Origin of the sequence: Streptomyces sp. NPDC013457 (assembly GCF_043089925.1) — a bacterium.
Classification (GTDB): Bacteria; Actinomycetota; Actinomycetes; order Streptomycetales; family Streptomycetaceae; genus Streptomyces.
This window is the reverse complement of sequence record NZ_JBICBL010000009.1, coordinates 70,812-94,697: the sequence shown is the minus strand read 5'-3', so window position 1 is coordinate 94,697 and position 23,886 is coordinate 70,812. Positions and strand designations below refer to the sequence as shown.

24 protein-coding genes and 1 pseudogene are annotated in these 23,886 nt (G+C 70.9%); 10 read left to right on the top strand and 15 right to left on the bottom strand.

Annotated elements, in window-relative coordinates:
* Window positions 1-98 precede the first annotated feature (98 nt).
* The 5 genes from rlmB to ACF1G2_RS24510 form a co-directional block, all read right to left on the bottom strand.
* Window positions 99-1,058 carry a 23S rRNA (guanosine(2251)-2'-O)-methyltransferase RlmB gene (gene rlmB / locus ACF1G2_RS24530; RefSeq protein ID WP_391800310.1) on the bottom strand — a complete coding sequence of 320 codons (960 nt, stop codon included), beginning with the start codon at window positions 1,056-1,058 and terminating at the stop codon, window positions 99-101.
* Between the two features lie 98 nt (window positions 1,059-1,156).
* On the bottom strand, window positions 1,157-2,557 hold the full coding sequence (cysS, locus tag ACF1G2_RS24525) for a cysteine--tRNA ligase (protein ID WP_391800309.1): 1,401 nt from the start codon (window positions 2,555-2,557) through the stop codon (window positions 1,157-1,159).
* Window positions 2,558-2,905: 348 nt separating this feature from the next.
* The gene (gene ispF, locus ACF1G2_RS24520) at window positions 2,906-3,409 is read right to left on the bottom strand and encodes a 2-C-methyl-D-erythritol 2,4-cyclodiphosphate synthase (protein WP_391800308.1); all 504 of its coding nucleotides are present in this window, start codon (window positions 3,407-3,409) and stop codon (window positions 2,906-2,908) included.
* The gene (gene ispD, locus ACF1G2_RS24515) at window positions 3,399-4,148 is read right to left on the bottom strand and encodes a 2-C-methyl-D-erythritol 4-phosphate cytidylyltransferase (RefSeq protein ID WP_391800307.1); all 750 of its coding nucleotides are present in this window, start codon (window positions 4,146-4,148) and stop codon (window positions 3,399-3,401) included. Before ispD ends, ispF begins: the two co-directional genes overlap by 11 nt.
* 390 nt (window positions 4,149-4,538) lie before the next feature.
* The gene (locus tag ACF1G2_RS24510; RefSeq protein ID WP_003953493.1) at window positions 4,539-5,021 is read right to left on the bottom strand and encodes a CarD family transcriptional regulator; all 483 of its coding nucleotides are present in this window, start codon (window positions 5,019-5,021) and stop codon (window positions 4,539-4,541) included.
* 638 nt (window positions 5,022-5,659) lie between these two features.
* On the opposite strand from ACF1G2_RS24510, the gene ACF1G2_RS24505 reads away from it, so the two are divergent.
* Window positions 5,660-6,340 carry a DUF461 domain-containing protein gene (locus tag ACF1G2_RS24505; protein WP_391800306.1) on the top strand — a complete coding sequence of 227 codons (681 nt, stop codon included), beginning with the start codon at window positions 5,660-5,662 and terminating at the stop codon, window positions 6,338-6,340.
* A gap of 101 nt (window positions 6,341-6,441) precedes the next feature.
* Here the strand turns inward: ACF1G2_RS24505 and ACF1G2_RS24500 are convergent, their stop codons facing one another.
* Entirely contained in the window at window positions 6,442-7,122 is a 681-nt protein-coding gene (locus tag ACF1G2_RS24500; protein WP_017242433.1) for a response regulator transcription factor, read from the bottom strand.
* Window positions 7,119-8,348: a sensor histidine kinase gene (locus tag ACF1G2_RS24495; RefSeq protein WP_391800305.1), complete on the bottom strand. Its 1,230-nt coding sequence runs from the start codon at window positions 8,346-8,348 to the stop codon at window positions 7,119-7,121. Before ACF1G2_RS24495 ends, ACF1G2_RS24500 begins: the two co-directional genes overlap by 4 nt.
* 262 nt (window positions 8,349-8,610) lie before the next feature.
* Between ACF1G2_RS24495 and phoU the strand changes: the two genes are divergently transcribed.
* Window positions 8,611-9,291 carry a phosphate signaling complex protein PhoU gene (gene phoU, locus ACF1G2_RS24490; protein WP_391800304.1) on the top strand — a complete coding sequence of 227 codons (681 nt, stop codon included), beginning with the start codon at window positions 8,611-8,613 and terminating at the stop codon, window positions 9,289-9,291.
* Window positions 9,292-9,583: 292 nt separating this feature from the next.
* Window positions 9,584-9,736 (top strand): hypothetical protein, encoded by a 153-nt coding sequence (locus tag ACF1G2_RS24485; RefSeq protein WP_391800303.1) that lies wholly within the window; start codon window positions 9,584-9,586, stop codon window positions 9,734-9,736.
* Window positions 9,737-9,866: 130 nt separating this feature from the next.
* Here the strand turns inward: ACF1G2_RS24485 and ACF1G2_RS24480 are convergent, their stop codons facing one another.
* From ACF1G2_RS24480 to ACF1G2_RS24465, 4 genes are all read right to left on the bottom strand, one after another.
* On the bottom strand, window positions 9,867-10,334 hold the full coding sequence (locus tag ACF1G2_RS24480; protein WP_391800302.1) for a GNAT family N-acetyltransferase: 468 nt from the start codon (window positions 10,332-10,334) through the stop codon (window positions 9,867-9,869).
* Window positions 10,335-10,563: 229 nt separating this feature from the next.
* A complete protein-coding gene (locus ACF1G2_RS24475; protein ID WP_391800301.1) occupies window positions 10,564-11,538 on the bottom strand; it encodes a GNAT family N-acetyltransferase in 975 nt (324 codons plus the stop codon).
* 1,175 nt (window positions 11,539-12,713) lie between these two features.
* The gene (locus ACF1G2_RS24470) at window positions 12,714-13,397 is read right to left on the bottom strand and encodes a DUF6082 family protein (RefSeq protein WP_391800524.1); all 684 of its coding nucleotides are present in this window, start codon (window positions 13,395-13,397) and stop codon (window positions 12,714-12,716) included.
* 118 nt (window positions 13,398-13,515) lie between these two features.
* Window positions 13,516-13,716 (bottom strand): hypothetical protein, encoded by a 201-nt coding sequence (locus ACF1G2_RS24465; protein WP_391800300.1) that lies wholly within the window; start codon window positions 13,714-13,716, stop codon window positions 13,516-13,518.
* Between the two features lie 384 nt (window positions 13,717-14,100).
* On the opposite strand from ACF1G2_RS24465, the gene ACF1G2_RS24460 reads away from it, so the two are divergent.
* From ACF1G2_RS24460 to ACF1G2_RS24450, 3 genes and pseudogenes are all read left to right on the top strand, one after another.
* A complete protein-coding gene (locus ACF1G2_RS24460; protein WP_391800299.1) occupies window positions 14,101-14,241 on the top strand; it encodes a hypothetical protein in 141 nt (46 codons plus the stop codon).
* 494 nt (window positions 14,242-14,735) lie between these two features.
* Window positions 14,736-14,897, top strand: a pseudogene (locus tag ACF1G2_RS24455) (site-specific integrase); the annotation flags it as partial.
* A gap of 14 nt (window positions 14,898-14,911) precedes the next feature.
* The gene (locus ACF1G2_RS24450) at window positions 14,912-15,208 is read left to right on the top strand and encodes a ribosomal protein L7/L12 (RefSeq protein WP_391800298.1); all 297 of its coding nucleotides are present in this window, start codon (window positions 14,912-14,914) and stop codon (window positions 15,206-15,208) included.
* A gap of 83 nt (window positions 15,209-15,291) precedes the next feature.
* Here ACF1G2_RS24450 and ACF1G2_RS24445 read toward each other — a convergent pair whose 3' ends face one another.
* Window positions 15,292-16,050, bottom strand: a complete 759-nt coding sequence (locus tag ACF1G2_RS24445) for a phosphoglyceromutase (RefSeq protein WP_391800297.1) — start codon at window positions 16,048-16,050, stop codon at window positions 15,292-15,294.
* A 124-nt stretch (window positions 16,051-16,174) separates the two neighbouring features.
* Between ACF1G2_RS24445 and ACF1G2_RS24440 the strand changes: the two genes are divergently transcribed.
* Window positions 16,175-17,512, top strand: coding sequence for an MDR family MFS transporter (locus ACF1G2_RS24440; RefSeq protein ID WP_391800296.1), 1,338 nt, complete (start codon window positions 16,175-16,177; stop codon window positions 17,510-17,512).
* A 258-nt stretch (window positions 17,513-17,770) separates the two neighbouring features.
* Here the strand turns inward: ACF1G2_RS24440 and ACF1G2_RS24435 are convergent, their stop codons facing one another.
* Both ACF1G2_RS24435 and mshA read right to left on the bottom strand, forming a co-directional pair.
* Window positions 17,771-18,274, bottom strand: a complete 504-nt coding sequence (locus ACF1G2_RS24435; RefSeq protein ID WP_391800295.1) for a YbjN domain-containing protein — start codon at window positions 18,272-18,274, stop codon at window positions 17,771-17,773.
* A complete protein-coding gene (gene mshA / locus ACF1G2_RS24430) occupies window positions 18,267-19,610 on the bottom strand; it encodes a D-inositol-3-phosphate glycosyltransferase (RefSeq protein ID WP_391800294.1) in 1,344 nt (447 codons plus the stop codon). Before mshA ends, ACF1G2_RS24435 begins: the two co-directional genes overlap by 8 nt.
* A gap of 165 nt (window positions 19,611-19,775) precedes the next feature.
* On the opposite strand from mshA, the gene ACF1G2_RS24425 reads away from it, so the two are divergent.
* The 3 genes from ACF1G2_RS24425 to ACF1G2_RS24415 all read left to right on the top strand — a co-directional run bounded on the left by ACF1G2_RS24425 (window position 19,776) and on the right by ACF1G2_RS24415 (window position 23,414).
* The gene (locus tag ACF1G2_RS24425; protein WP_391800293.1) at window positions 19,776-20,582 is read left to right on the top strand and encodes a class I SAM-dependent methyltransferase; all 807 of its coding nucleotides are present in this window, start codon (window positions 19,776-19,778) and stop codon (window positions 20,580-20,582) included.
* Window positions 20,583-20,843: 261 nt separating this feature from the next.
* On the top strand, window positions 20,844-21,941 hold the full coding sequence (locus tag ACF1G2_RS24420; RefSeq protein ID WP_391800292.1) for an NlpC/P60 family protein: 1,098 nt from the start codon (window positions 20,844-20,846) through the stop codon (window positions 21,939-21,941).
* 225 nt (window positions 21,942-22,166) lie between these two features.
* Window positions 22,167-23,414, top strand: a complete 1,248-nt coding sequence (locus ACF1G2_RS24415) for a PP2C family protein-serine/threonine phosphatase (RefSeq protein WP_391800291.1) — start codon at window positions 22,167-22,169, stop codon at window positions 23,412-23,414.
* 128 nt (window positions 23,415-23,542) lie between these two features.
* Here ACF1G2_RS24415 and ACF1G2_RS24410 read toward each other — a convergent pair whose 3' ends face one another.
* Window positions 23,543-23,878, bottom strand: coding sequence for a DUF2516 family protein (locus ACF1G2_RS24410; RefSeq protein WP_391800290.1), 336 nt, complete (start codon window positions 23,876-23,878; stop codon window positions 23,543-23,545).
* Window positions 23,879-23,886: the final 8 nt, after the last annotated feature.

Sequence of the window (23,886 nt, the reverse complement as noted above, 5' to 3'; positions counted from 1 at the left end):
AATGTCCGAGACCCGTCAAGATCGCGCCATCCGCGCCCAGGTACGCGAAAGGGCCCAGCTCAGGGAGGTGGGCCCGTTCGGTACGGCGTGTGGCGAGGTCAGTTCGTGCGGCGGCGGGCGACCTCGTAGAGGACGATGCCCGCGGCGACGCCGGCGTTCAGCGACTCGGCGCCACCGGGCATCGAGATGCGGACGCGGTAGTCGCAGGTCTCGCCGACGAGGCGGCCGAGGCCCTTGCCCTCGCTGCCGATGACGATGACGACGGGGCCGTCGAGCGCCTCCAGGTCCTCGACGGTGTGCTCGCCGTCGGCGGCGAGGCCGACGACCGTGAGGCCCTCCTTCTGGAAGCCCTCCAGGGCCCGGGTCAGGTTGGTGACGCGGGAGACGGGGGTCCGGGCGGCGGTGCCGGCCGAGGACTTCCAGGCGCCGGCGGTCATGCCGGCCGCGCGGCGCTCGGGGACGACGACGCCGTGGCCGCCGAAGGCGGAGACGGAGCGGACGATCGCGCCGAGGTTGCGGGGGTCGGTGACGCCGTCGAGGGCGACGATCAGCGGGTCCTCGTGGGCGTCGTAGGCGGCCGCCGTGAGGTCCTCGGGGTGCGCGTACTCGTAGGGCGGGACCTGGAGGACGAGGCCCTGGTGGTTCAGGCCGTTCGTCATCCGGTCGAGCTCCTGGCGCGGGGCCTCCATCAGGTTGATGTTGCCGCGGTCGCCGGCGAGCTTGAGGACGTCGCGGACGCGCTCGTCGTTGTCGATGAACTGCTGGACGTAGAGCGTGGTGGCGGGGACGCCGTCGCGCAGCGCCTCGAAGACCGGGTTGCGGCCGACGACCATCTCCGAGGTGCCCTTGGGGCCGCCTCGGCGCGGTGCGGGACGCCGGGCGGCGGCCTGCTTCGCCTGGGCGTTGGCGATGCGGTTCTTCTTGTGACCCTTGCGGGCGGAGGCGGGCGGCGTGGGGCCCTTGCCCTCCAGGCCCTTGCGCCGCTGGCCACCGCTGCCGACCGTCGCGCCCTTCTTGTTGGACGTACGGCGGTTCCTGCGCTGGCTGTTCCCGGCCATGACTACCTAATCCTCGGTGTTGCGTACGCATGTGCGTTCACGCGCGTACATAGGTCTGTAAGTGAAGTGTGCCGCCCGGCTCCCCGAGCGGCACATCATCAGCGGGTGCCCAGCGTCCAGCGGGGGCCGTCGGGGCTGTCCTCGATGGCGAGGCCGGACTGGCCGAGCTGGTCGCGGATCGCGTCCGCGGTCGCCCAGTCCTTGCGCTCGCGGGCCGACTCGCGCTGCTGGAGCACGAGCCGTACGAGGGTGTCGACGACGCCGTGGAGCTCTTCGCCGCGGTCGGTCTCCTCGGCCCAGTGCGGGTCGAGGGGGTCGAGGCCGAGGACGCCGAGCATGGCCCGGACCTCGCCGAGGCGGGCGATGGCCTCGTCCTTGTCGTCGGCGGCCAGCGCGCTGTTGCCCTGGCGCACGGTGGTGTGGATGATCGCGAGCGCCTGCGGGACGCCCAGGTCGTCGTCCATCGCCTCGGCGAAGGCGGGCGGCACCTCGGGGGCGGGCGGGACGGTCTTGCCCGCCTTCTCGGTGACGCGCTGGACGAAGCCCTCGATCCGCGCGAACGCGGACTCGGCCTCGCGCAGGGACTCCTCGCTGTACTCGATCATCGAGCGGTAGTGCGGGGTGCCCAGGTAGTAGCGCAGGACGATGGGGCGCCAGTGCTTGACCATCTCGGAGACGAGCACCGAGTTGCCGAGCGACTTGGACATCTTCTCGCCGCTCATGGTGACCCAGGCGTTGTGCACCCAGTACGAGGCGAAGTCGTCGCCGAAGGCCTTGGCCTGGGCGATCTCGTTCTCGTGGTGCGGGAAGATCAGGTCGAGGCCGCCGCCGTGGATGTCGAAGGCGGAGCCGAGGTACTTGTGGGCCATGGCCGAGCACTCCAGGTGCCAGCCGGGGCGGCCGCGGCCCCACGGGGTCTCCCAGTCGGGCTCGCCGGGCTTGGTGGCCTTCCACATGGCGAAGTCGCGCGGGTCGCGCTTGCCGGTGATGCCTTCCTCGGCGGGCTGGCGCAGGTCGTCGATGTCCTGGTTGGACAGCGCGAGGTAGCCGGGGAAGGAGCGGACGTCGAAGTAGACGCTGCCGTCGGCCTCGTAGGCGTGTCCGCGCTCGATGAGGCCGCGCATCATCTCGATCATCTCGGTGATGTGGCCGGTGGCACGGGGCTCGTAGGTGGGCGGCAGGCAACCGAGGGCGTCGTAGCCGGAGTTGAACGCGCGCTCGTTCTCGTAGCCGATGGACCACCAGGGGCGGCCCTGGTCTCCGGCCTTGGCGATGATCTTGTCGTCGATGTCGGTGACGTTGCGGATGAACGTGACGTCGTAGCCGCGGTACTCGAACCAGCGGCGCATGATGTCGAAGTTCAGCCCCGACCGGATGTGGCCGATGTGCGGGGCGGCCTGGACGGTGGCACCACAGAGGTAGATCGAGACGCAGCCCGGTGTGAGCGGGGAGAAGTCACGGATCTGCCGGGCGCTGGTGTCGTACAGGCGAATAGTCACCACTCCAGGGTAGTGGGCGTGTGGTAGTGCCCCGCGACCGATTGCCGCTCGCGGGGCGGGATTTTTCCGGCGGTACGTCAGGCGGGGCGGGGTCCGGCGGGTTCGGCGGGGCGGTCGGGCACGCGCGGGCCGGAAGCCCGACCGCCGTCCGGCCGTGAGGGACGGCGGACCGTCCGTGCCCCGGGCCCGTCCCGTCCGGGGCACACCACCGCGGACGGGTGCCGCCGGCCGGGTCGTTGTCGGCGGCACGTGGCGTCCGGCGGTCGGCGTCCGGCGGTCGGCGGCCGGGGGCCGGTGGCGGTCAGGGTCGGCGGCCGGTGGCGTCCGGTGGGCGGCGGCCGGCACCGGTCAGGGCCGGCGGTAGACCAGGGCCGTCGCCAGTGCCGCCAGGCCTTCCGCCCGGCCGGTGAGGCCGAGGCCGTCCGTGGTCGTGCCGGAGACGGAGACGGGGGCGCCGACGGCCGCGCTCAGCGCATTCTGCGCCTCGTCGCGGCGCTTGCCGACCTTGGGGCGTACGCCGATGACCTGGACGGCGACGTTCCCGATCTCGTACCCCTCGGCGCGGACGATCCGGGCGGCCTCCGTGAGGAGCGTGACGCCGGAGGCACCGGACCACTCGGGCCGGGAGGTCCCGAAGTGGGCGCCGAGGTCGCCGATGCCGGCGGCGGAGAAGAGGGCGTCGCAGGCGGCGTGGGCGGCGACGTCACCGTCCGAGTGCCCGGCGAGGCCGTACCCGTCGCTCTCAGAGCCGTCCCACAGCAGGCCGGCGCACCACAGCTCGCGGCCCTTCTCGAAGGCGTGGACGTCGGTGCCGATGCCGGTGCGCGGGATCGGCGGGAGGTCAGAAGCCATCGTTGGCCCTCCTGCGGGCGAGTACGGCCTCGGCCAGTACGAGATCGAGGGGCCGGGTCACCTTGAACGCCTCCTCGTGGCCGGGGACGACCACGACGGGCGCGCCGAGCCGCTCGACCATGCCGGCGTCGTCGGTCGCGCCGTCACCGGTGAGGGCGACGGTCGCGTGGGCGTTGACGAGGGTCTCGTAGTCGAAGCCCTGCGGGGTCTGGACGGCGCGCAGCCGGGCGCGCTCGGGCGTGGCGACGACGCTCTCGGGGTCGCCCTTCGTCTGCGCGGGCTCGACCTCCTTGACGGTGTCGGCGACCGGCAGGGCGGGGACGACGGCGACGGCCCCGTCCCGTACGGCCTCGATGACGGCGTCGACGGTGTCGACGGGCACGAGCGGGCGGGCCGCGTCGTGGACGAGGACGGTCGAGACGCCCTCGGGCAGTGCTGCGAGGCCGAGGCGTACGGACTCCTGGCGCGTGTCGCCGCCGGGGACGACGAGGTAGTCGGTGCGCTCGGGCAGCGCGTGGGCGTCGAGGAGGTTCTTGACCTCGGCGGCACCGTCGGAGGGCGCGACCACGACGACGAGGGAGACGGCGCGGGAGGCCGCCATCGCCCGGACGGCGTGGATGAGCATGGGGGTGCCGTTCAGCGCGCGGAGCGCCTTGGGGGCGCCCGGGCCGAGGCGTACGCCCCGGCCCGCCGCGGGGATCACAGCGGCGGTGCGCGCGGGACGCGTTTCGTCTGTCATCGGTTGCACTCCGGCAGGTTTGTTTGCTCGGCCGACATGGGTATGGCCTGAGCGAGCTGGACGCGACGCCTTGACCGGGCCCCTTCCGTGACGACGGTCGGGGCGTTGCGAGTGGCACAGAGCCGTGGGACGCGAGGGGGGGCAGGGGTACGGGAGTTTCGTGGACGGACGCGTCACGAGACGGACGTCACCCCGAGATCACCCGGACGTGAGATCGACCGGACGCGAGACCGACCGGAAGGTCACTCGGAAGATCACCCGGCGCAGTCGGCAGTGCTGGAACGCGTCGGGAGGATCCCCCGGACCGGACACGAAACATGCCGCAGCGCCCGGCGACAGCGCTGTGTGTGGGACACAGCACGTCATCGGGCACCGCGGCATAGCCTTCGCTCAGGACGCGAGGACCTCGTCGAGGAGGGCCTCGGCCTTGTCCTCGTTCGTGTTCTCCGCGAGCGCCAGCTCGCTCACCAGGATCTGCCGAGCCTTGGCGAGCATGCGCTTCTCACCTGCGGAGAGACCGCGCTCGCGCTCCCGGCGCCACAGGTCGCGGACCACTTCGGCGACCTTGATGACATCGCCGGAGGCGAGCTTCTCGAGGTTCGCCTTGTAGCGCCGGGACCAGTTCGTGGGCTCCTCGGCATACGGCGCGCGCAGCACCTCGAAGACCCGGTCAAGACCGTCCTGACCAACCACATCGCGAACACCGACGAACTCCGCATTGTCCGCCGGCACACGAACCGTCAGGTCGCCCTGGGCGACCTTGAGCACCAAGTAGGTCTTGTCCACGCCTTTGATCTGGCGAGTTTCGATGGCCTCGATCAGCGCGGCCCCGTGATGGGGATAGACCACGGTGTCGCCAACCTTGAACGTCATGTGACAGGTACCCCTTCCGTGGCTATCCAGGGTAACACGGAAACTGCTTCTTCTGAATGGCGTTTTCGCAGGTCAGGGCATATCTCAGGGCTTGACAACAGCGACGCGAACGTGCTGCGCGGGGCTCCCGGAAGCCGGTATTCGCAGGTCGGAGCCGCTGTACGGACGGAGAGAAACGCGCCCGCCACACCTGCCCGGAGCACCCCGGAGGAGGCGTGATGTCCCGTTTTGCCGGTTTCGGAGCGCACATCTTCACGTACTCCGTTCGAGGATCGGTCACCCGTGCGGATGCATCCTGGACCGAATCCCGAATTGATCACCCGACGGTGTGACGCGGGTTTTTCCATGAGGCACGTGAGGGAATGCGCGGACGGTCACCGAATTGATCAAGTCTGTTATGTGAACGGAGCGCCAATGCGACGTGATCCGGCCACGGCGAAGGCGATCACGAAGCGAGTGGCGACCGCGGCCCCACGGCCCGGGGGCCCGAAGGGGCGGGTCGGGTGCGGGACGGAGAGGGTGGCTCGGTAACCTAAGCCCGCTGACGCACCTTTAGCTCTTCCTTAGCCGGTTGGTCCTGAGCTCGACTCCAGCCGGTCGTCCCTGCCCGTCCGTACGTCCAAGGAGTTGCCGCCGCCGTGAGCCGCAGCCTTCGACGCGGCGCCCTCGCCGCCACCGCCATCGTGATCTCGATCGCCTCGCTGTCCGCCTGTGGCGCCGGCAACGACGCGCAGACGCTCGGCGTCCGGCCTGACAACGCCGCCGTCACCGTCGAGGACGTCAAGATCCAGAACGCCCTCGTGATCACCCAGCCGACCACCGGGGCCCCGGGCCCGGCCGTCGTCTCCGCCACGGTGTTCAACAACGGCAGCGCGCCGCAGACGCTCGACTCGATCACGCTCGGTGGCTCCCCCGCGCCGGTGGTGCTCAAGGCCGCCACGGGCTCCGGCCCGATCACGATCCCCGCGGGCGGCTCGGTCGTCATCGGCGGCAAGGGCAACGCCTCCGCCACGATCGAGAACGGCCACGAGGCCGTGAAGGACGGCAACGGGCAGGAACTCGTCTTCAAGCTCAGCCGGACCGGGGACGTCTCCCTGGCGGCCTTCGTCGTCCCGGCGACCGGCTACTTCGCCGCCTACGGCCCGACCGAGATCCCGCAGCCCCCGGCCGCCAAGCCGACCGCCACCGCGTCGCCGACCGGCGACGCCGGCCACGGCGGCGAGGCCACCCCGACGGGCACCGCGACCCCCACGGGCACCGCCACGCCGACCGGCACCGCCACGCCCACGGGCGGCGCGAGCAGCTCGACCGGTCACTGACACACCCGTCACACCCGTACGCGGAAGGGGCGCCCCACCGGATCACTCCGGCGGGGCGCCCCTTCACGTACGTACGCGGACCTAGGGCCGCGTACGACGGTTTACGGCTCGAACTTGTAGCCGAGGCCGCGCACCGTCACCAGGTACCGCGGCGCGCCCGGGTCGGGCTCGATCTTCGCGCGCAGGCGCTTGACGTGGACGTCGAGGGTCTTGGTGTCACCGACGTAGTCGGCGCCCCAGACCCGGTCGATCAGCTGCATACGGGTCAGGACGCGGCCCGCGTTCCGCAGCAGCATCTCCAGGAGGTCGAACTCCTTCAGCGGGAGGTCGACCTTGCCGCCGGAGACCGTGACGACGTGGCGGTCCACGTCCATCCGGACCGGGCCGGCCTCCAGGGCGGCGGGCGTGACCTCCTCCGGCTCACCGCGGCGGCGCAGCACCGCGCGGATGCGGGCGACCAGCTCCCGCGAGGAGAAGGGCTTCGTCACGTAGTCGTCGGCTCCTATTTCCAGCCCGACGACCTTGTCGATCTCGCTGTCCTTGGCGGTCACCATGATGACCGGGACGTTCGAGCGGCCGCGGAGCTGACGGCAGACCTCGGTGCCGGGCAGCCCCGGCAGCATGAGGTCGAGGAGGACGAGATCCGCCCCGTTGCGCTCGAACTCGTCGAGGCCGTCGGGCCCGGTCGCGGCGACCGCGACCTCGAAGCCTTCCTTGCGAAGCATGTACGACAGGGCGTCGCTGAAGGATTCCTCATCCTCGACGACAAGCACTCGGGTCACGGAAGGACCTCCGGGGCAGGGAGCGGTTCGGTCATGAGATCGGGGGTGGGGGAGGCGGGCGGACGGCGGTCCCGTACGGCGCCCGCCTCGGGCAGCCGCAGGGTGAACGTGGAGCCCTGGCCTTCGGTGCTCCAGACGGTGACCTCTCCGCCGTGCGAGGCGGCCACGTGCTTGACGATGGCGAGGCCGAGCCCCGTGCCCCCGGTGGCACGGGAGCGGGCCGGGTCGACGCGGTAGAAGCGCTCGAAGACCCGCTCGCGGTCCTTCTCGGAGATGCCGATGCCCTGGTCGGTCACCGCTATCTCGATCAGGTCGCCGCCGGGTGCCGCGACGCGGCGGGCCGCGATGCCCACCCGCGTACGGGCCGGTGAGTAGTTGACGGCGTTCTCGACGAGGTTGCCGAGGGCCGCGGCGAGCTGTCCACGGCTGCCCCACACGTGCAGGTCCGCGGTGCCTCCCGAGGCCATGGTGATCTGCTTGGTGGAGGCCGCGTGCCGGGAGCGGTCGATGGCCTCGGCGACCAGCTCGTCCACCCGTACCGGCTCGGAGTCCTCCAGCGGGTCGTCGTTCTGCACCCGGGAGAGGTCGATGAGCTCCTGTACGAGGTTGGTCAGGCGGGTCGCCTCGATCTGCATGCGGCCGGCGAAGCGGGTGACCGCCTCGGGGTCGTCCGAGGCGTCCATGACGGCCTCGGAGAGCAGGGAGAGGGCGCCTGTCGGAGTCTTGAGCTCATGACTCACGTTGGCGACGAAGTCGCGCCGTACCGCTTCGATACGGCGGGCCTCGGTCAGGTCTTCGACCAGGAGCAGCACCAGGCGGGAGCCGAGCGGGGCGACGCGGGCGGAGACCGCGAGGGCCTCACCGCGTCCCGTACCGCGCCGGGGCAGGTCGAGCTCGACCTGCCGTATCTCCCCGTCGCGGCGGGTGTCGCGGGCCATGTTGAGCATGGGCTCGACCGCCAGCTTTCCGCCGCGGACCAGACCGAGGGCGTACGCCGCCGAGCTGGCCTTGACCACGGAGTCGCTCTCGTCGAGCACGACCGCGGAGGATCGCAGCACGGAGAGCACGGTGTCGACGCCGGGCGGGAGCACGGCGTCGGTGTGCAGGGAGGTCCGGGTGGGTCGCGCCTGGTCGCGCTCGCTCCAGCGGAACGCCAGCATGGCGATCACGCCGGTGCACACCCCGGCGATCGCTGCCAATGCGGCGACCGCCGCGTTCACGTCCATGCCATCCAGGTTATGCGGGCCGATGGACACTCTCCCAGCCGTCCGTGTGGCTGCTCGAACAGTCGTCGCCCAGAGTTCACCGTAGAGACTGTGCTGGTTCATTTGGCCTGGCCGGAACAGCGGCGTACGTCGCCCAGAGTTCACCGAGGGGAAAGGGCTCATTCATGTGGGGTGGACGCGCCTGACTTGTCGGCGGTCGAACGTGGGAGCGTGGGGGTCCGAGCACGACCGGACCCCGGACGACTGCGAGAGAGGGACATCGATGCGGGACGCGTATCACGAGGAACTTGACTCGATCGGCGAGGGCCTGGTCGAGATGGCCCGCCTGGTCGGGTCGGCGATCGGGCGCGCCACGACGGCCATGCTCGACGCCGACCTGAAGCTCGCGGAGAGCGTGATCGCCGCGGACCAGAAGGTCGACGACCTGCAGCACGACCTGGAGGCCCGGGCGATAGCGCTCCTGGCCCGCCAGCAGCCGGTGGCGACGGACCTGCGGATCGTGGTGACCTCGCTGCGCATGAGCGCGGACCTGGAGCGGTCCGGCGACCTGGCGCAGCACGTGGCGAAGCTGGCGCGGCTGAGGTTCCCGGACACGGCGGTGCCGCGCGACCTGCACGCGACGATCCTGGAGATGGGCCAGCTGGCCCAGCGCCTGATGGCGAAGGCGGCGGAGGTCATCATCACGAAGGACGTCGACCTGGCGCTCCAGCTGGAGCAGGACGACGACGAGATGGACCTGCTGCACCGGACGCTGTTCCAGCACCTGATGGACGACCGCTGGAGGCACGGCATCGAGACGGCGGTCGACGTGACGCTGCTGGGCCGCTACTACGAGCGGTTCGCGGACCACGCGGTGTCGGTGGCGAAGCGCGTGGTGTACCTGGTGACGGGCGAGCACGCGGACGAGCTCCAGCAGTCGGACGCCCCGGTCGAAGGCGCGTAGCCCTCGGACGGGGGGGGGGGGGGGGGGGGCCGCCCCCCCCCCCCCCCCCCCCACCCCCCCCCCCCCCCCCCCCCCCCCCCCCGCCGGGGGGGGGGCCCCCGGGGGGGGGGGGGGGGGGGGGCCCCGCCCCCCCCCCCCCCCCCCGACCCTGCCCGCCGCCCGCGCGGCCACCCGGCGCGTGCGGGCGCGCGGGCGGCGGGCAGGGGCTCGCACTCCTGTGCGCCGTTGATGCGCCCGGTGGGGTGGGCATGCAATGGGGGGAGGCGACGTACGCCTTCGAGGAGGGACCCCCATGGCCGAATCCGCCACGACCACCGACCCCCAGCAGGAGGCGCCGCGCGACGCGGCCCTCCTGCCCGTCCTCGGCGCCTGCGGGTGCGGCGCGGGCTGCGGCTGCGGCTGCCAGTCCGGCGGGCCGTGCCAGTGCGGGGGCTGCTCGGGGTAGCCGTCGGACCGAAAAGCCCCGCCCGGGATTCGCCCCCGGGCGGGGCTTCTCACGCGCGGCCTTTTCACGCGGGCCTTTTCTCACGCTGGGCTTTTCGCGCGGGGCTTTTCGCGTCGCCGTCGCGGCGGCGTCACACGTCGAGCACGCCGACCGCCTGGCCCCCGGTGGTCTCACCGGTCTCGCGGAAGCCCAGCTTGCGGTAGAAGTCGCCGGGGCCGTCCTCGTCCCCCTCCCACGACACGTACATCAGGCTGCCGCCCCGCCGCCGTATCTCCTCACGCACCGCCTCGACGGCGAAGCGCCCGTATCCCTTGCCCTGGTGATCGGCGGAGATGTTGAGCCGCCAGAGGCCGCTGCGGTAGTCCTCGGGGTCCTTCTTCGGGGCCCACTGGATGTCGAGGAAGGCCATCAGGAAGCCGACGAGCTCGTCGCCGTCGAAGATGAGGCGGGGCCAGGCGGGCTCACCGAAGGCGTACGCCTCCGCCAGCGAGTTCGCGACGGGGGCGACGTTCTTCTCCTGGTGGGGATGCACACGCAGGGCGATCGCGGCGTCGACGTTGTCGGGGGTGATCTTCTCGAGACGGAGCGCGGTAGACATGACGCGGAGGCTACCGACGCCTCGGGGACCACGCTCGTGAATATGCCTCGCCGCGTAGTCGGCGGCGGCTGCGGTCAGTCGTCCCCCGGCGGGATGAGCCGGTCGGCGCTCTCGGCGTCGTCGACGTGGCCGTGGGCGTCGACGGTCAGCGGGGTGGCCCGTCCCCGCGCGGTTTCTCCACGGTCGGTCGATGTCTCGCAACCCCTGCGGTCTGCCGCCGTGGATGGACTCAGCGCCAGTCGTCGATCACATAGGCGTCCGGGTGGCTGTAGCCGGACTCGTTGGGCTTGTGCATGGTCACGCCTTGCAGCCAGGTACGGAAGCCACGGTGGATCATGCGCCGGTAGGCGTCCTCGCGCGCCAGGCTCATTCCGGCGTCCAGTTGCCCCAGCCCCTTCTCGACGGCCAGCTGCTCGCACGCGTCCAGCAGTCGTTCGAACCGGTCCGCGGCGTCCGGGCCCGGGCGCACGGCGCCGAACTTGACGAAGCACACGTCCTCACCGGCCTCCGACCCCGCCCCGCAGTGGCAGACAGCCAGTCCGTCGAGCTCGGAGTCGGCGCCCTCGAGGAGGATGGTGTCACCGAGCCCCTGGGCATGCGTGGCCATGATCTCGCGCTCCAGGCTGAGGCCCTCGTACACGGCCCCCGTCAGTGCGCGACTGCGGCTCAGCGCGCCGGTCCGCTCAGCGGCGGTCAGCTCGCGGTACAGCACTCGGCCGGGGACCGCGGCACCGGCGGCGACCGGCTTCTTCATGACGGCCGTGAGGAACCGGGGCCAGAAGCCGTACCGGCGGTAGAGCTCGAGGTGCTTGGGACTGTGCGAGAAGGTGAACAGGCCGAGGTGACTGTTCTCCCAGGTGTCGAAGCAGGCCATGACCGGTTCCATGAGGCGCCGGCCGACGCCCTGGTCCCACAGATCCGGACGTACGGTCAGCGGGCCGAAGAACCCGACGCTGCCCCAGTCGGCGGCGAAGTTCGATCCGACGACCTCGCCGTCGACGGTCGCCACGAAGGCCGCGTGTGGATCCGCCGCCCAGCGGGTGCGGACATAGTCGGCGGTCGCGAAGAACGTCTCCGGCTCAGGGGCCCCGAGGAAGGTCCCGAAGGCGACCCTGAAGATCGCGTCGGCCCGATCCAGGTCCGGCTCGGCCAGTGGACGGACCGACACCGAGGCGGCGACACCCGTTCGCTTCGCTCCGGGCATGATCGCTCTCCCTTCCGCCCCCGCTTCCATCGCACCACGGCCCTGACGGACCCGCAGAAGGCCCCGGGCATGAAGAAGCCCCCTCCTGGCGGGGAAACCGCTGGGAGAGGGCTCTTCGGCAGGCTTGGTTACTTCTTGCCCTGGTTCTGATCCGACCTGGGGCGCCGTGCGACTGATGGCCCCTGACCTGTGGCTCAGCCGTCGTGACCTGTCACCGTTGGTCGCCCTCGATCGCCCTCCCACGGCCCAGCCGCCGGCTACTTCTGCTTCTTCTGCGCCTTACGCTTCCGGACTTCGTAGGAGGACCACTCGCCGCGGTGACGGTCACACCTGGAGGCCCCGATCATGGCAAGGCGCTGACATCGAGTCCCCCTCTGCGTGAGTGCTCCGCACTTGGACTGTGTTCGAGCCACTACTCCCCCTCGTGACATCGGACGGACAGACCAGCCGAGTGTGTCGAGCGCTCCTGGCTCTGCGGAAGGCGCATGCAGGCGCATGCCTCTGGCCGGTGGAGGCACTGGGGCGCACGGCAACCACCTCTTTACAAGAGAGGGAAGGTGGGACGGGGGCTGACATGCACAGATACTGCGGGAGCTGATCGACATCCCAGAACCCGGCACTAGCTCTCATTCCCCGTGGTTTCCTGCACGATCTGGCACGGATGTGGCACGGTCTTCGCGGCTGTCTGTCAGTTCCGCGGGATAGCGTCCACCTGCGCGCGGTCGGCTTCCGAGGTGTCCAGCTCTGTAGTGCAGCTGCATCCCTGGTTCTGTCCGGGGGCGGCCCGGTGTAAGCCCGGGACCCAACCGTCGACCAGGCTCCGCCGATGGCCAAGAGTGCCCTGCCAGCGCCGGCCGCGCGCAAGCCCCCTGAGTCTGCCCACATGCGCTAACGGCTCCGGAGCCCCTTGTGCCTCCCCTGTCTCTGCTGGTCAGGTCAGCCGCCGTGCCCTTGTGACAGCCGCCAGTCCACGAATAGGTCGCGCGAGTCGATCAGGGGGCTCGCCGCCTGCGACCTGCGCTCCGCTGGTCGGGATCAACCCCAGGTTGAGGAGGGGCTGAGACTCCGCCGCCTGAAGGCTCACGACGCGCCTCCTCCTCAGTTCTGGCCGCAGTCGCAGGTCACGTGACAGGCGCTTGGGCAAACTCAAGCGCCAGGCAACCACGCCCTTGCCGCTATGGGGTGCGGGCCTCAGGAGCGATGAAGTACTGACTGTCGGAGATCGGCGGCCCGTCGGCAACTGCGGCCGCGTAGGCACTGTCGACTAGGTATACGAAGCGGCTGAGGTGTGGATCACCCACCGCTGTCGCGTGCGCGCGCCAGCTTGGACCGCTATTAGTCCAGTGCACACGAGCAACTTCCCCTCGGAAGTGACCCTCCAGTGCAACGCTCATCGCCTGATCGTTGATGCGCCTCAGGCGATGGTCACTGCTCCACATGCTCATGATCAGGTTGGTTACGAGGATCTGCTTCCGCCGCTCTTCCGTCATCGGGGTTCGTGGCGGTTCCCAACAGCGTATGAGCGCTGAGTCGCCCAAGGTCAAGATGGTCAATTCCCGGTGGGCAGCTCGGAAGGTCTGCTCTCCTTCCAGCCGGGCCTGTCGGGCCTGAACCGAGATCGATACGACCACGCCAAGGAGGGCAGCAGCCGAGATCACCACAGCGATCGCGCTGTAGGTCTGGCTGATCAGACTTAATTCCTGCCAGTTCAGACTGTCCGGAGCTATCCACGTGAGTAGGTGCGGGCCAGCTGCGACGAGCCCAATCAAGGTGAGACCCAAGGTGACGACGGTCGCCGTTCGCTGCGCACCCCGCGTACTTGTCATTGCCTGCTCCCATAGATCAGCTAATGCCTTCATCGTCACGGGGTCACCCGGCTCCCACAAGAGGCCGTGCCTTGACGTGCGTCGGCCTCGGGGCGCATCGCTAGGACAGCGTTGGAGTGGCGTCGAAGGCTCTAGAAGCAGCCCGCCGCGGCTAGATCGGTCGGAACATCTCGTGTGGCCACTCATCTGGAAGTTTGTTGGTGAAGAAAGCGTAGAGCGGCCCGTAGTCAGACTCGGTCACGAGGCCCTGCCATTGATCTAGTTCGTGGTGCAGGTAGCGACGCAGCAGACTGACGAACTGCTGAACCTCTTCGTCTGACAGCGGTCCCGTCGGCTCCTGCGTGGCGTCCATGAGGGGCAAGGTACCCGAGGGCTGCGGGGCGACCATGGGCGAGCTGCAGCCTCGAAAACCGTCGTGGCGCGAGTCACCGTGGGTTCAAATCCCACACCCACCGCCAGGTAGAACGGCCCCTGACCAGGTAAATCGGTCAGGGGTCGCTCTGCTCTTCATTCGCCACCAGTGACCGTCGTTCACCGCAGGGTTCCCCCCTTGTCGGGCACGCGGGGGGGCACGGACTGAATAACTAGGACGGCGAGTTACCCCGTGCCCTAAGCTAGGTAACCGCCTACTTCGAGCAAGATCGAACACTAGTCAGCCTTGTCGTGCCGGAGCGAAGAGCTTTGCGGGCTCACCCTGGTTAGCCGGACGACGGGCCTCCGAAAGAGGTCCTTCGTCATGCCCGAAATCACCTGGATTCAGATCTTTCTGTTGTGCTGGGTCTCCTTCCTGATTCTGGGGATGGTGGCTTTGCTGCGTTGTCGCCGCGAAGACATCGTTGAGGTCGTCCGGGAGCTGCGACGCGTCTTCCGTAAGTGATCCTCTGAGGATGCCGGGCAGTGCTGGGGCTGCACCTCATCAAGTGATCACGCCCAGCCTGTCCGGCCCTCCTCAGCCCGCCACTCACCTAACTCCCATCCCGTCTGCCGTCGGCCCACACACCGTGGAGCGGGCGCGGTGCCGGGCGTCCAGGTGGAGCGCGCCACTGTACGAACGACCTGGACGCCCGGTGCCGTGTCTGCTCGGCTTGTCCTGGGTCGACGGCAGACGGGATGGGAGTTCCCCACCGCCACACCCCACCGGCTGGCACCCGCGTACGGTGCCCCCGCCATCCCGGAGCCTGAGGCCCCGCCGGAGGCATGTCGGTGGCAGATGGAACCGCGGGCGGTTGGGGCTCGACTCATGCCCTTGGGCCTATCCCGTCTTGCAGGGGCGGGCGTCGGCGCAGCGGGGGCGGAGCGGGCCGAAGGCAGGAGCGGCGCCCCGAGCGGAGCCGGGAAGCCCGCCCGGCGGAGCGGAGCACAGCCGGGTGCCTTGACGCCGGGGAGAACATCAAGGCGCTGGCGGAGTACCTGGGACACTCGGACCCCGGCCTGACGCTGCGGGTGTACGCCCACCTCATGCCGAGCAGCCGGGAGCGGACACGTAAAGCTCTGGCTGCCGTCTTCGAAGGCGCCTACGCTCCTGGTCGCTGAGGATGGGGGGCGGGATGGCCGACGAGGAGTCCACAGAGTGCTTCACGCTGCTCTGCGATGACCCGTCGCACGAGGTGGTGCTCATCGCCTGCGGGCCGCGCGAGAAGGACGTGATCCTGGCAGTGCGCAAAGTGACTGGGCTGAGTTTGTGGCACAGCCGGGTCCTGGCGCGGCAGGCCCCGGTCACGGTCGTAGGAGGGCTGGGCGACTACGAGGCCCGGTCCGCCGCCTCGGTGCTCCAGGGCGCCGGTGCCAGAGCGGAGTGGCGGCAGGCACTGGAGCCCGGAGAAGGCACGGCCCAGTCCCCCTGACGGCCCACAGACGGCCCGAGCCCACGAAGAAGCCCCCTCCCGGCGGGGAAACCGCAGGTAGGGGGCTCTTTCGTGCGTAAGAGTTACTTCTTGCCCTGGTTCTTCACGGCCTCGATCGCCGCGGCCGCCGCCTCCGGGTCGAGGTACGTGCCGCCCGGGTTGAGGGGCTTGAAGTTCTCGTCCAGCTCGTAGGAGAGCGGGATGCCCGTCGGGATGTTCAGGCCCGCGATGGCCTCGTCCGAGATGCCGTCCAGGTGCTTGACCAACGCGCGCAGGCTGTTGCCGTGGGCCGCGATCAGGACCGTCTTGCCGTCCAGGAGGTCCGGGACGATGCCGTCGTACCAGTACGGCAGCATGCGGTCGACGACGTCCTTCAGGCACTCCGTCCGCGGGCGGAGCTCCGGCGGGATCGTCGCGTAGCGCGGGTCGGCCGACTGGGAGAACTCCGTGCCGTCCTCGAGCGCCGGCGGCGGGGTGTCGTACGAGCGGCGCCAGAGCATGAACTGCTCCTCGCCGAACTCCGCGAGCGTCTGCGCCTTGTCCTTGCCCTGGAGCGCACCATAGTGACGCTCGTTCAGGCGCCAGGAGCGGTGGACCGGGATCCAGTGGCGGTCGGCGGACTCCAGGGCGAGCTGCGCCGTGCGGATGGCGCGCTTCTGGAGGGAGGTGTGCAGCACGTCGGGCAGCAGGCCGGCGTCCTTGAGCAGCTCACCGCCGCGGACCGCCTCCTTCTCGCCCTTCTCGGTGAGGTTGACGTCCACCCAGCCGGTGAACAGGTTCTTGGCGTTCCACTCGCTCTCGCCGTGGCGGAGGAGGATCAGCTTGTACGGTGCGTCGGCCATGCGCCCGAGCCTAATCGACGCCCGACGATTGACGTGCACCGTCAATTCGCTGGCGTCCGTCGTATGAGATGCGTAAGTTACGGATGCCGTTGGAGGGACTTACACACACGGGGGCCGGCAACACATGTCCATCGACTCGCTCAGACGATCAGCACGCGCGACGGTCTCCGGACTCCCCGCCGGCTTCTGGTGGCTCTGGCTCTCCACCCTGGTGAACCGGACCGGCGCCTTCGTGCTCACCTTCCTCTCCCTCTACCTCACCCGTGAGCTCGGCCACTCCGCCTGGTTCGCCGGACTCGTCGTCGCCCTCCACGGTCTCGGCGGCGTCGCCGGCTCCCCGCTCGGCGGCACGCTCACCGACAAGTGGGGCCGACGGCCCACGATGGTCACCATGCACCTGGTGACGGCCTCCTGCGCCGCCGCCCTCGCGCTGGTCTCCACCGGCTGGGGCGTCGCGGCCGTCGTCCTGGTGATGGGCGTCTCCATGCAGGCCGTCCGGCCGTCCATCTCGGCGACCATCACCGACATGGTCCCCGAGCACGACCGCCGCCGGGCCTTCGCCCTCAACTACTGGGCCCTCAACCTCGGCTTCGCCGTCGCCGCCTTCGGCGGTGGCGCCGCGATCTTCCTCGGGTACCGCACCCTCTTCGTCGTCGAGGCCGTCGCGGTCACGCTCTGCGCCCTGATCGTCTTCCTCCGCCTTCCCGAGACACGCCCCGAGGCCCGCCGGAACCCGGCCGGCGAGATCGTCGAGAAGGACCGCGTCAGCGTCCTCGACGTCCTGCGCGACGCCCCCTTCCGCACGCTCGTCCTCCTCAACCTCCTCGTCTGCCTCGTCTTCACCGCACCCTGGGTCGGCCTGCCCCTCACCATGACGGCGGCCGGACTGGAGCCGGGTGCGTACGGCGCCGTCATCGCCGTCAACGGCGTCGTGATCGTCGGCTTCCAGCTGCTGGTCAACAAGGTGACCGAGAAGCGCTCCCCGGCCGTGCTGCTCACCGTCTCCTCGCTGCTCTTCGCCGTGGGCACCGGCGCCACGGCCCTCGCCGGCACTCCGCTGGTCTTCGCCGCCACCGTCGTCGTGTGGACCATCGGCGAGATGGTCCACGTCCCCACCAACGCCGCCGCGACCGCCAAGCTCGCCCCCGAGCACGCCCGCGGCCGCTACCAGGGCGTGATGGGCATGTCCTGGGCGCTGTCCGGCTTCCTCGCCCCGATCCTCGCGGGCTGGGTCGTCGACGGACCGGGGCCGGACTACCTCTGGATGGGCACCGCCGTCATCGGAGCCGTCGCCGCAGTCGGCTACACGACCCGGCTCCGCAAGGCCCTCGCGGACGACACCCCGGTGGACGCGTCACCGACACTCACCAAGCCCGTGGCCACCACCGCGGAAGCGCCCTCGCTCACCAAGCCCGTGGTCACCACCGCCCGCGAGCCCGAGCCGCAGGACGCGGCCTCGTGACACTCCGGCTCCCCCGTCCCTGAGTCCGCGAAGCCCCCGGCCCCTCGGCGCCGGGGGCTCTCGCGCGTCAGCGGCCGAGCGCCCGCTGGGCCTCGTACAGGTTCCGGGGGCGGACCGAGTCCGGATCGCCGTACGCCTCGACGCGCGCGTGGAGCTCCCCCGTGGAGTCCGGCCGGCACGGCCACGGCGGGTACGGAAGGGGTCGCGCAGGGGACGGCCAGGAGCACCCGATCCCGCGCGATTGCAGCGGGCGGAGAGTCAGTTCGCGGGCTTCTGGGTCAGGTGAGTGAACGCGTCGAGGTTGCGGGTCGACTCGCCGCGCGAGACCCGCCACTCGTACTCGCGCCGGATCGCGCTCGCGAAGCCCAGCTCCAGGAGCGTGTTGAAGGAGCCGTCCGCCGCTTCGAGGACCGAGCCGAGGAGCCGGTCCAGCTCGTCCGGGGTGACGGCGGCCAGCGGCAGCTTGCCGGTCAGATAGATGTCGCCCAGGCCGTCGACCGCGTAACTCACGCCGTACAGCTTGAGGTTGCGCTCCAGAAGCCAGCGGTGGACGCCCGGCTCGTTCTCGTCGGGGTGGCGGATGACGAAGGCGTTGAGCGAGAGGGAGTGGCGGCCGACGCGCAGCGACAGGGTGGTGAAGAGCTTCCGCGTCCCGGGGAGTTTCACCACGTACGAGCCGGGCTCGGGCGACTCCCACTCCAGTTCGGCGTCCTTGAAGGTGTCCTCGACGACCCGCCGTACGTCCTCAGCTTGATCAGCCATGGTGCGAGCGTACGCGACGGCGATGATCGTGCATCGCCGCCGTGTACACGTCCGCCGTGCCCGAGGCCGCCGTGTCCCAGCCGAAGGACTCCGCGTGCCGGGCCGCCGCCGCGCCCATCCGGGCGGAGAGCGCGGGGTCGGCCAGGAACCGCCCGAGCGCGTGGGCGTAGTCGGCCGGGTCGTGGCCCGGGACGAGGAAGCCGGTGGCACCGTCCCGCACCGCGACCGGAAGGCCGCCCACCGCGGCCGCGACGACCGGGGTCCCGGCCGCCTGCGCCTCGATGGCGACCAGACCGAACGACTCGCTGTACGAGGGCATGACCAGCACCGACGCCGCCCGGAACCAGTCCGCGAGCCGGTCCTGTCCGACCGGCGGGTGGAAGCGGACGATGTCCGCGATGCCCAGCCGCGCGGCGAGCTTCTGCAGCCCCTCGGGCTTGGCGAGGCCGCTGCCGCTCGGCCCGCCGACGATCGGCACGATCATGCGCGAGCGCAGCGACGGATCCCGGTCGAGGAGCACGGCCGCAGCTCGCAGCAGGATGTCGGGGGCCTTCAGCGGCTGGATACGTCCCGCGAAGACCGGGATGAAGGCGTCGGCGGGCAGCCCGAGGCGGGCGCGGGCGGCGGCGCGGCCGTCGGCCGGACGGAAGTGGTCCAGGTTCACGCCCGGGTGGACGACGGCGACCTTCGCCCGCTCCGCCTCGTAGAAGCGGACGAGCTCGTCGGCCTCCTCGGCGGTGTTGGCGATCAGCCGGTCGGCGGCGGAGACGATCTGCGTCTCGCCGATCACCCGCGCGGCGGGCTCGGGGGTGTCACCCTCGGCGAGCGCCGCGTTCTTGACCTTGGCCATGGTGTGCATGGCGTGGACGAGCGGGACGCCCCAGCGCTCGGCGGCAAGCCAGCCGACGTGCCCGGAGAGCCAGTAGTGGGAGTGGACGAGGTCGTAGTAGCCGGGGCGGTGGCCCGCCCAGGCCCGCATCACACCGTGCGTGAAGGCGCAGAGCTGGGCCGGCAGCTCCTCCTTGGCCAGGCCCTCGTACGGCCCGGCGTCCACATGGCGTACGAGAACGCCCGGGGCGAGCTCGACGGCGGGGGCGAGGCCGCCGGTGGTGGCCCGGGTGAAGATCTCGACCTCGATGTCGATGGCGGCCAGGCGCTTGGCCAGCTCGACGATGTAGACGTTCATGCCGCCCGCGTCGCCGGTGCCCGGCTGGTGGAGGGGCGAGGTGTGGACGCTGAGCATGGCCACCCGGCGCGGGGTCCGGTGACGTCCGGGGAGCCGGAGCCGGGGCGGCGTCGCCAGGGAGCCGGCGAGCCGGGACACGTACTGGCTCACGTCGACGGTCCTTCCGCTGAGGGGATGGCGGGCGGTGCGGGCACGGCAAAAGGGACGCGTAGTGCGTCCTTCACGCCCGACAACACCGGAATGCCGCCATCCATTTCCGTTTTGCCAATTCATTGCCGTGTCCCCACGGCGTGGCGCGCCCCGTACCCTCGTTCCATGGCCCCGCGCACCACGCTCCGCACCCCGAGCCGCCCCGTCGGCACGGCCACCCGCGGGACCACCAACCCCAACCGGCTGCGCCGCATGGACCGCTGGATCGCCGCCGTCCACGGCGCGGCCCTGCGCCGCTCCGCGGAGCCGCCCGTCGCCGTCGACCTGGGCTACGGGGCCGCCCCCTGGACCGCCGTGGAGCTCCTGGCCCGGCTGCGCACCGCCGACCCGCGTACCGAGGTCGTCGGCATCGAGATCGAGCCGGCCCGGGTCGCCGCCGCCCGTCCGTACGAGACGGAGGGGCTCACCTTCCTGCACGGCGGCTTCGAGGTCCCCGTACCGGGCGAGGTCGCGCTGATCCGGGCCGCGAACGTGCTGCGGCAGTACGACGAGGACGAGGTGGCCGCGGTCTGGGCGCGGCTGTGCGCGCGGCTGACGCCGGGAGGGCTGCTCGTCGAGGGGACCTGCGACGAGATCGGGCGGCGTCACGTGTGGGTGGCGCTCGACCGCACCGGCCCGCGGACGGTGACGTTCGCGACCCGCCTCGGCTCGCTCGACCGGCCGTCGGACCTCGCGGAGCGGCTCCCGAAGGCACTGATCCACCGCAACGTGCCCGGCGAGCCGGTGCACGCGTTCCTCCGCGACTTCGACCGGGCGTGGGCGGCGGCCGCTCCGTTCGCCTCGCTCGGCGCACGGCAGCGCTGGATCCGGGCCGTACGCGATCTGGCGGCGGACTGGCCCCTGACGGACGGGCACCGGCGGTGGCGCCAGGGCGAAGTGACGGTGAGCTGGGAAGCACTCGCGCCCCGCTGACGGACGCGCGCCGCTCGCAGTGCCACCCGAAGAGCCGCCCGAAGAGTCATCTGAAGGGCCATCCGGATGCCAACTGCCGGTGAATTCGCGGCACGTCGGGAACGCAACACCCACCTCACTCGTCCCCTGTGGGGGAAAGTGACCCGACAGGGCCCGGTATCCCCTGTTGCTTTCGCGTTCCGCGTGGCACCATCACCAAGGTCACGACGAAGTTACTGACGGTAAATCAGATACCGGTGCGGGCCGTACGAGGGGGAGCTTGTGAACCGACGCCGCCGTGTCAACGCCGCGATCACCGTGGTCTGCGCCCTGACGGTGCTGGCCTCGCCCGCGCTGACGCTCCAGGCCTCGGCGGCCCCGGCCGTTCCCAAGTCGGCACCCGCCTCGCCCACCGCACCCACGGCTCCGCTCCCGCCCGACGCTCCGAAGAAGACCCTCGAAGAGGTGCGCAAGGAGATCGACGGCCTGTACCGGAAGGCGGCCGCCGCCACCGACGCGTACAACCTCGCCGAGGAGCAGACCAAGGAGCAGTCCGCCGAGATCGTGCGGCTGGCCAAGATGATCGTCGCCGGACGCGAGAAGATCGACGCGCTCAAGGCGCAGGCGGGCGCGGCGGCCCGTGCCCAGTACCGCAACGGCGGGCTTCCCGAGGGCGCCCAGTTCGTCCTCACCGACGACCCGCAGCTCTTCCTGGACAACGCCGGCCGGCTCAGGGAGGGCCAGAAGGCCACCAAGGACCTGCTGGCCGAAATGACGAGGACGCAGGCCCAGTTGACCGTCTACGCCAAGGACGCGGGCACCAACTGGACCAAGCTGGAGGCCAACCGCGTCAAGCAGGCCGAGGCGAAGAAGGACATCGAGGAGAAGATAGCCGCCGCCAAGAAGCTCGAGTCCGAGCTGGCGGCCGAGGAGCGCGCGCGGCTGCAGCGCCTGGAGGAGCAGGAGCAGTACCGGGCGCAGACCGCCTGGCTGGACACCGGTGTCCTCAAGGGCCTGAACAACACGGCGACACCCCAGGGCAAGCGGGCGGTGGAGTTCGCGACGGCGCAGATCGGCAAGCCGTACGTGTGGGGCGCCGAGGGCCCGGACTCGTACGACTGCTCGGGGCTGACCCAGCGGGCCTGGGGCAAGGCGGGCCGGAACATCCCGCGCACCTCGCAGGAGCAGTGGCGCCTGCTGCCCAGGGTGGACATCAAGGACATGCGGCCGGGCGATCTGATCGTCTACTACAAGGACGCCAGTCACATCGGGATGTACGTCGGAAACGGGGCGATGGTCCACGCGCCGCGTCCGGGGCGGAACGTGACCCTCGCGGGTGCGGGTTCGATGGAGATCCTGGGAGTCGTCCGCCCGGAGTGACCCATGCCACCGGAGGGCTCCGTTCCGGAGGCCGTCCGGCGTGATGTTCGTCATGGCTCAGCGGGCAACAACCTCCCCATGCGCGGCATATGCCAAGGGACCATCGATGCTCGTACCGTGATCGCCATTCCGCTGCCCGGTGCGGTACCGCTATGGTCCCCGTCTGGCGGGACGTCGTTCGTCGCCCCGCCGCGCCCTCGGGGGGAGGGAAGGAAACCACGACCGATGCCCGTACCCGTACCGCGCCAGAGAATCGTCTCTGCTGAGGCGCCCGGCGCTGTGCCCGCTGTGACAGGCACCGATCTCACGCTGCTCGTCGTCGAGGACGACCCGGCGGGTGCCCTCGCCGTTCCCGAGATGCTCGACGACGTCGACGGGACCCGCGTCCGCATCCGTACCGCCCGGAACCTCACCGAGGCCGAGCGGCTCCTCACCGACGACGTGCACTGCGTCCTCGTCGACCTGGCCCTCCCCGGGCCCCGCGCCGCCGGCGACGACACGCTCGCGCCCCTGCGCCACATCCTGCGGCTCGCGCCGCGCCACGCCGTCCTCGCGCTCGCGGCCTCGGCCGACGCGGAGCTGGCGGCGGAGGCCGTACGGGTCGGGGCCCAGGACCACCTCTTCCGCGAGGAGCTCGACGGCCGGCTGCTGAGCCGGGCCATCCGCTACGCGGTCGAGCGCAAGCGGGCCGACGCGGTGCAGGTGAAGCTCACCGAGTCGCGGCTGCGGGCCCAGGAGAACGCCCGGCTGGAGCGCGGGCTGCTCCCCACCCCGCTCCTGGAGGGCTCCGACCTGCGGTTCGCCGCCCGCTACCGGCCCGGCCGCTCCCGCGCGCTGCTCGGCGGCGACTTCTACGACACCGTCCGCACCCCCGACGGCACGGTCCACGCGATGATCGGCGACGTCTGCGGGCACGGCCCCGACGAGGCGGCGCTCGGCGTGGAGCTGCGCATCGCGTGGCGCGCGCTCACCTTCGCGGGCCTCTGCGGTGACGAGCTGCTCTCCACGCTCCAGCGCGTCCTGGAGCACGAGCGGGAGAGCGAGGAGATCTTCGCGACGCTCTGCACGGTCGACATCGCCCCCGACGGGCGCCGGGCGGGCCTCTGCCTGGCCGGGCACCCCGCACCGCTGATCGCCCGCAAGGACCGGCCCGCGCGGCTGCTCCCGTACGAGGACGGCGGCCCGGCCCTCGGCCTGCTGCCGCGCGCCCGCTGGCCCCGGCGACAGGTGGAGCTGGGCGGGGCGTGGAGCCTGGTGATGTACACGGACGGTCTGATCGAGGGCCGCTCGGCGGGCCCGGGCTCGCCGCGGCTCGGCCAGGACGGGATGGTCGAGATGATCAACCGGCAGCTGGCGGAGGGCCTGCGGGGCGAGGAGCTCCTGGAGGCGGCGGTGGCGGAGGTGCGCTCGCTGAACGGCGGGGAGCTGACGGACGACGTGGCGGTCCTGGCACTGGAAAGGGCCCGGGGCTGACCCCGGGCCCCTTGGGTCCCATGGAACGTCTCGTACGGGCGGTGCGGTGCCGTTGCCGTTCGGGTGGGTACCGCCACAGGCTCTGCCGGCGGCACCTGAGGCCGTACCGCCCGACCGGCTCCGCGCTTCTACCGGCCGCCGTTGTAGGGACCGTACGGACCGTCGCTGCTCGATCCGCCGCGCCGGCCGCCGCCTGAGACCTGCTTGATGGCGGGCCGCACGTCGACCATGAAGACGATGGCGGCGATGACCCCGGCGATCTGCAGGAAGAACATGTCCAGAACCAGGTTCAGGACGAGGTTGATGCCGAGGATGATCAGCCAGAACTTCTTGGTCTGCTTGCCGGCCGCGCGATACGCGTCCTCGCGTGCCATGGCGGCGAAGACGAACGAGACGACGGCGAAGCCGAGGAAGACCAGGTCCGTCACCAGGGAGAGACCGAGGTCGAATCCGTCGCGCAACATGTCTGAAC

What these genes read in the sequence shown, in the direction of transcription:
- rlmB (WP_391800310.1), bottom strand. Translation starts at nt 1,058, where the DNA reads ATGGCCGGGAACAGCCAGCGCAGGAACCGCCGTACGTCCAACAAGAAG.
- ACF1G2_RS24480 (WP_391800302.1), bottom strand. Translation starts at nt 10,334, where the DNA reads ATGTCTACCGCGCTCCGTCTCGAGAAGATCACCCCCGACAACGTCGAC.
- ACF1G2_RS24460 (WP_391800299.1), top strand. Translation starts at nt 14,101, where the DNA reads ATGCCCGAAATCACCTGGATTCAGATCTTTCTGTTGTGCTGGGTCTCC.
- phoU (WP_391800304.1), top strand. Translation starts at nt 8,611, where the DNA reads ATGCGGGACGCGTATCACGAGGAACTTGACTCGATCGGCGAGGGCCTG.
- ACF1G2_RS24435 (WP_391800295.1), bottom strand. Translation starts at nt 18,274, where the DNA reads ATGGCTGATCAAGCTGAGGACGTACGGCGGGTCGTCGAGGACACCTTC.
- ACF1G2_RS24415 (WP_391800291.1), top strand. Translation starts at nt 22,167, where the DNA reads ATGCCCGTACCCGTACCGCGCCAGAGAATCGTCTCTGCTGAGGCGCCC.
- ACF1G2_RS24495 (WP_391800305.1), bottom strand. Translation starts at nt 8,348, where the DNA reads ATGGACGTGAACGCGGCGGTCGCCGCATTGGCAGCGATCGCCGGGGTG.
- ispF (WP_391800308.1), bottom strand. Translation starts at nt 3,409, where the DNA reads ATGGCTTCTGACCTCCCGCCGATCCCGCGCACCGGCATCGGCACCGAC.
- ACF1G2_RS24475 (WP_391800301.1), bottom strand. Translation starts at nt 11,538, where the DNA reads ATGCCCGGAGCGAAGCGAACGGGTGTCGCCGCCTCGGTGTCGGTCCGT.
- ACF1G2_RS24510 (WP_003953493.1), bottom strand. Translation starts at nt 5,021, where the DNA reads ATGACGTTCAAGGTTGGCGACACCGTGGTCTATCCCCATCACGGGGCC.
- ACF1G2_RS24450 (WP_391800298.1), top strand. Translation starts at nt 14,912, where the DNA reads ATGGCCGACGAGGAGTCCACAGAGTGCTTCACGCTGCTCTGCGATGAC.
- ACF1G2_RS24485 (WP_391800303.1), top strand. Translation starts at nt 9,584, where the DNA reads ATGGCCGAATCCGCCACGACCACCGACCCCCAGCAGGAGGCGCCGCGC.
- ACF1G2_RS24470 (WP_391800524.1), bottom strand. Translation starts at nt 13,397, where the DNA reads ATGAAGGCATTAGCTGATCTATGGGAGCAGGCAATGACAAGTACGCGG.
- ACF1G2_RS24445 (WP_391800297.1), bottom strand. Translation starts at nt 16,050, where the DNA reads ATGGCCGACGCACCGTACAAGCTGATCCTCCTCCGCCACGGCGAGAGC.
- ACF1G2_RS24465 (WP_391800300.1), bottom strand. Translation starts at nt 13,716, where the DNA reads ATGGACGCCACGCAGGAGCCGACGGGACCGCTGTCAGACGAAGAGGTT.
- ACF1G2_RS24410 (WP_391800290.1), bottom strand. Translation starts at nt 23,878, where the DNA reads ATGTTGCGCGACGGATTCGACCTCGGTCTCTCCCTGGTGACGGACCTG.
- ispD (WP_391800307.1), bottom strand. Translation starts at nt 4,148, where the DNA reads ATGACAGACGAAACGCGTCCCGCGCGCACCGCCGCTGTGATCCCCGCG.
- ACF1G2_RS24425 (WP_391800293.1), top strand. Translation starts at nt 19,776, where the DNA reads ATGGCCCCGCGCACCACGCTCCGCACCCCGAGCCGCCCCGTCGGCACG.
- ACF1G2_RS24440 (WP_391800296.1), top strand. Translation starts at nt 16,175, where the DNA reads ATGTCCATCGACTCGCTCAGACGATCAGCACGCGCGACGGTCTCCGGA.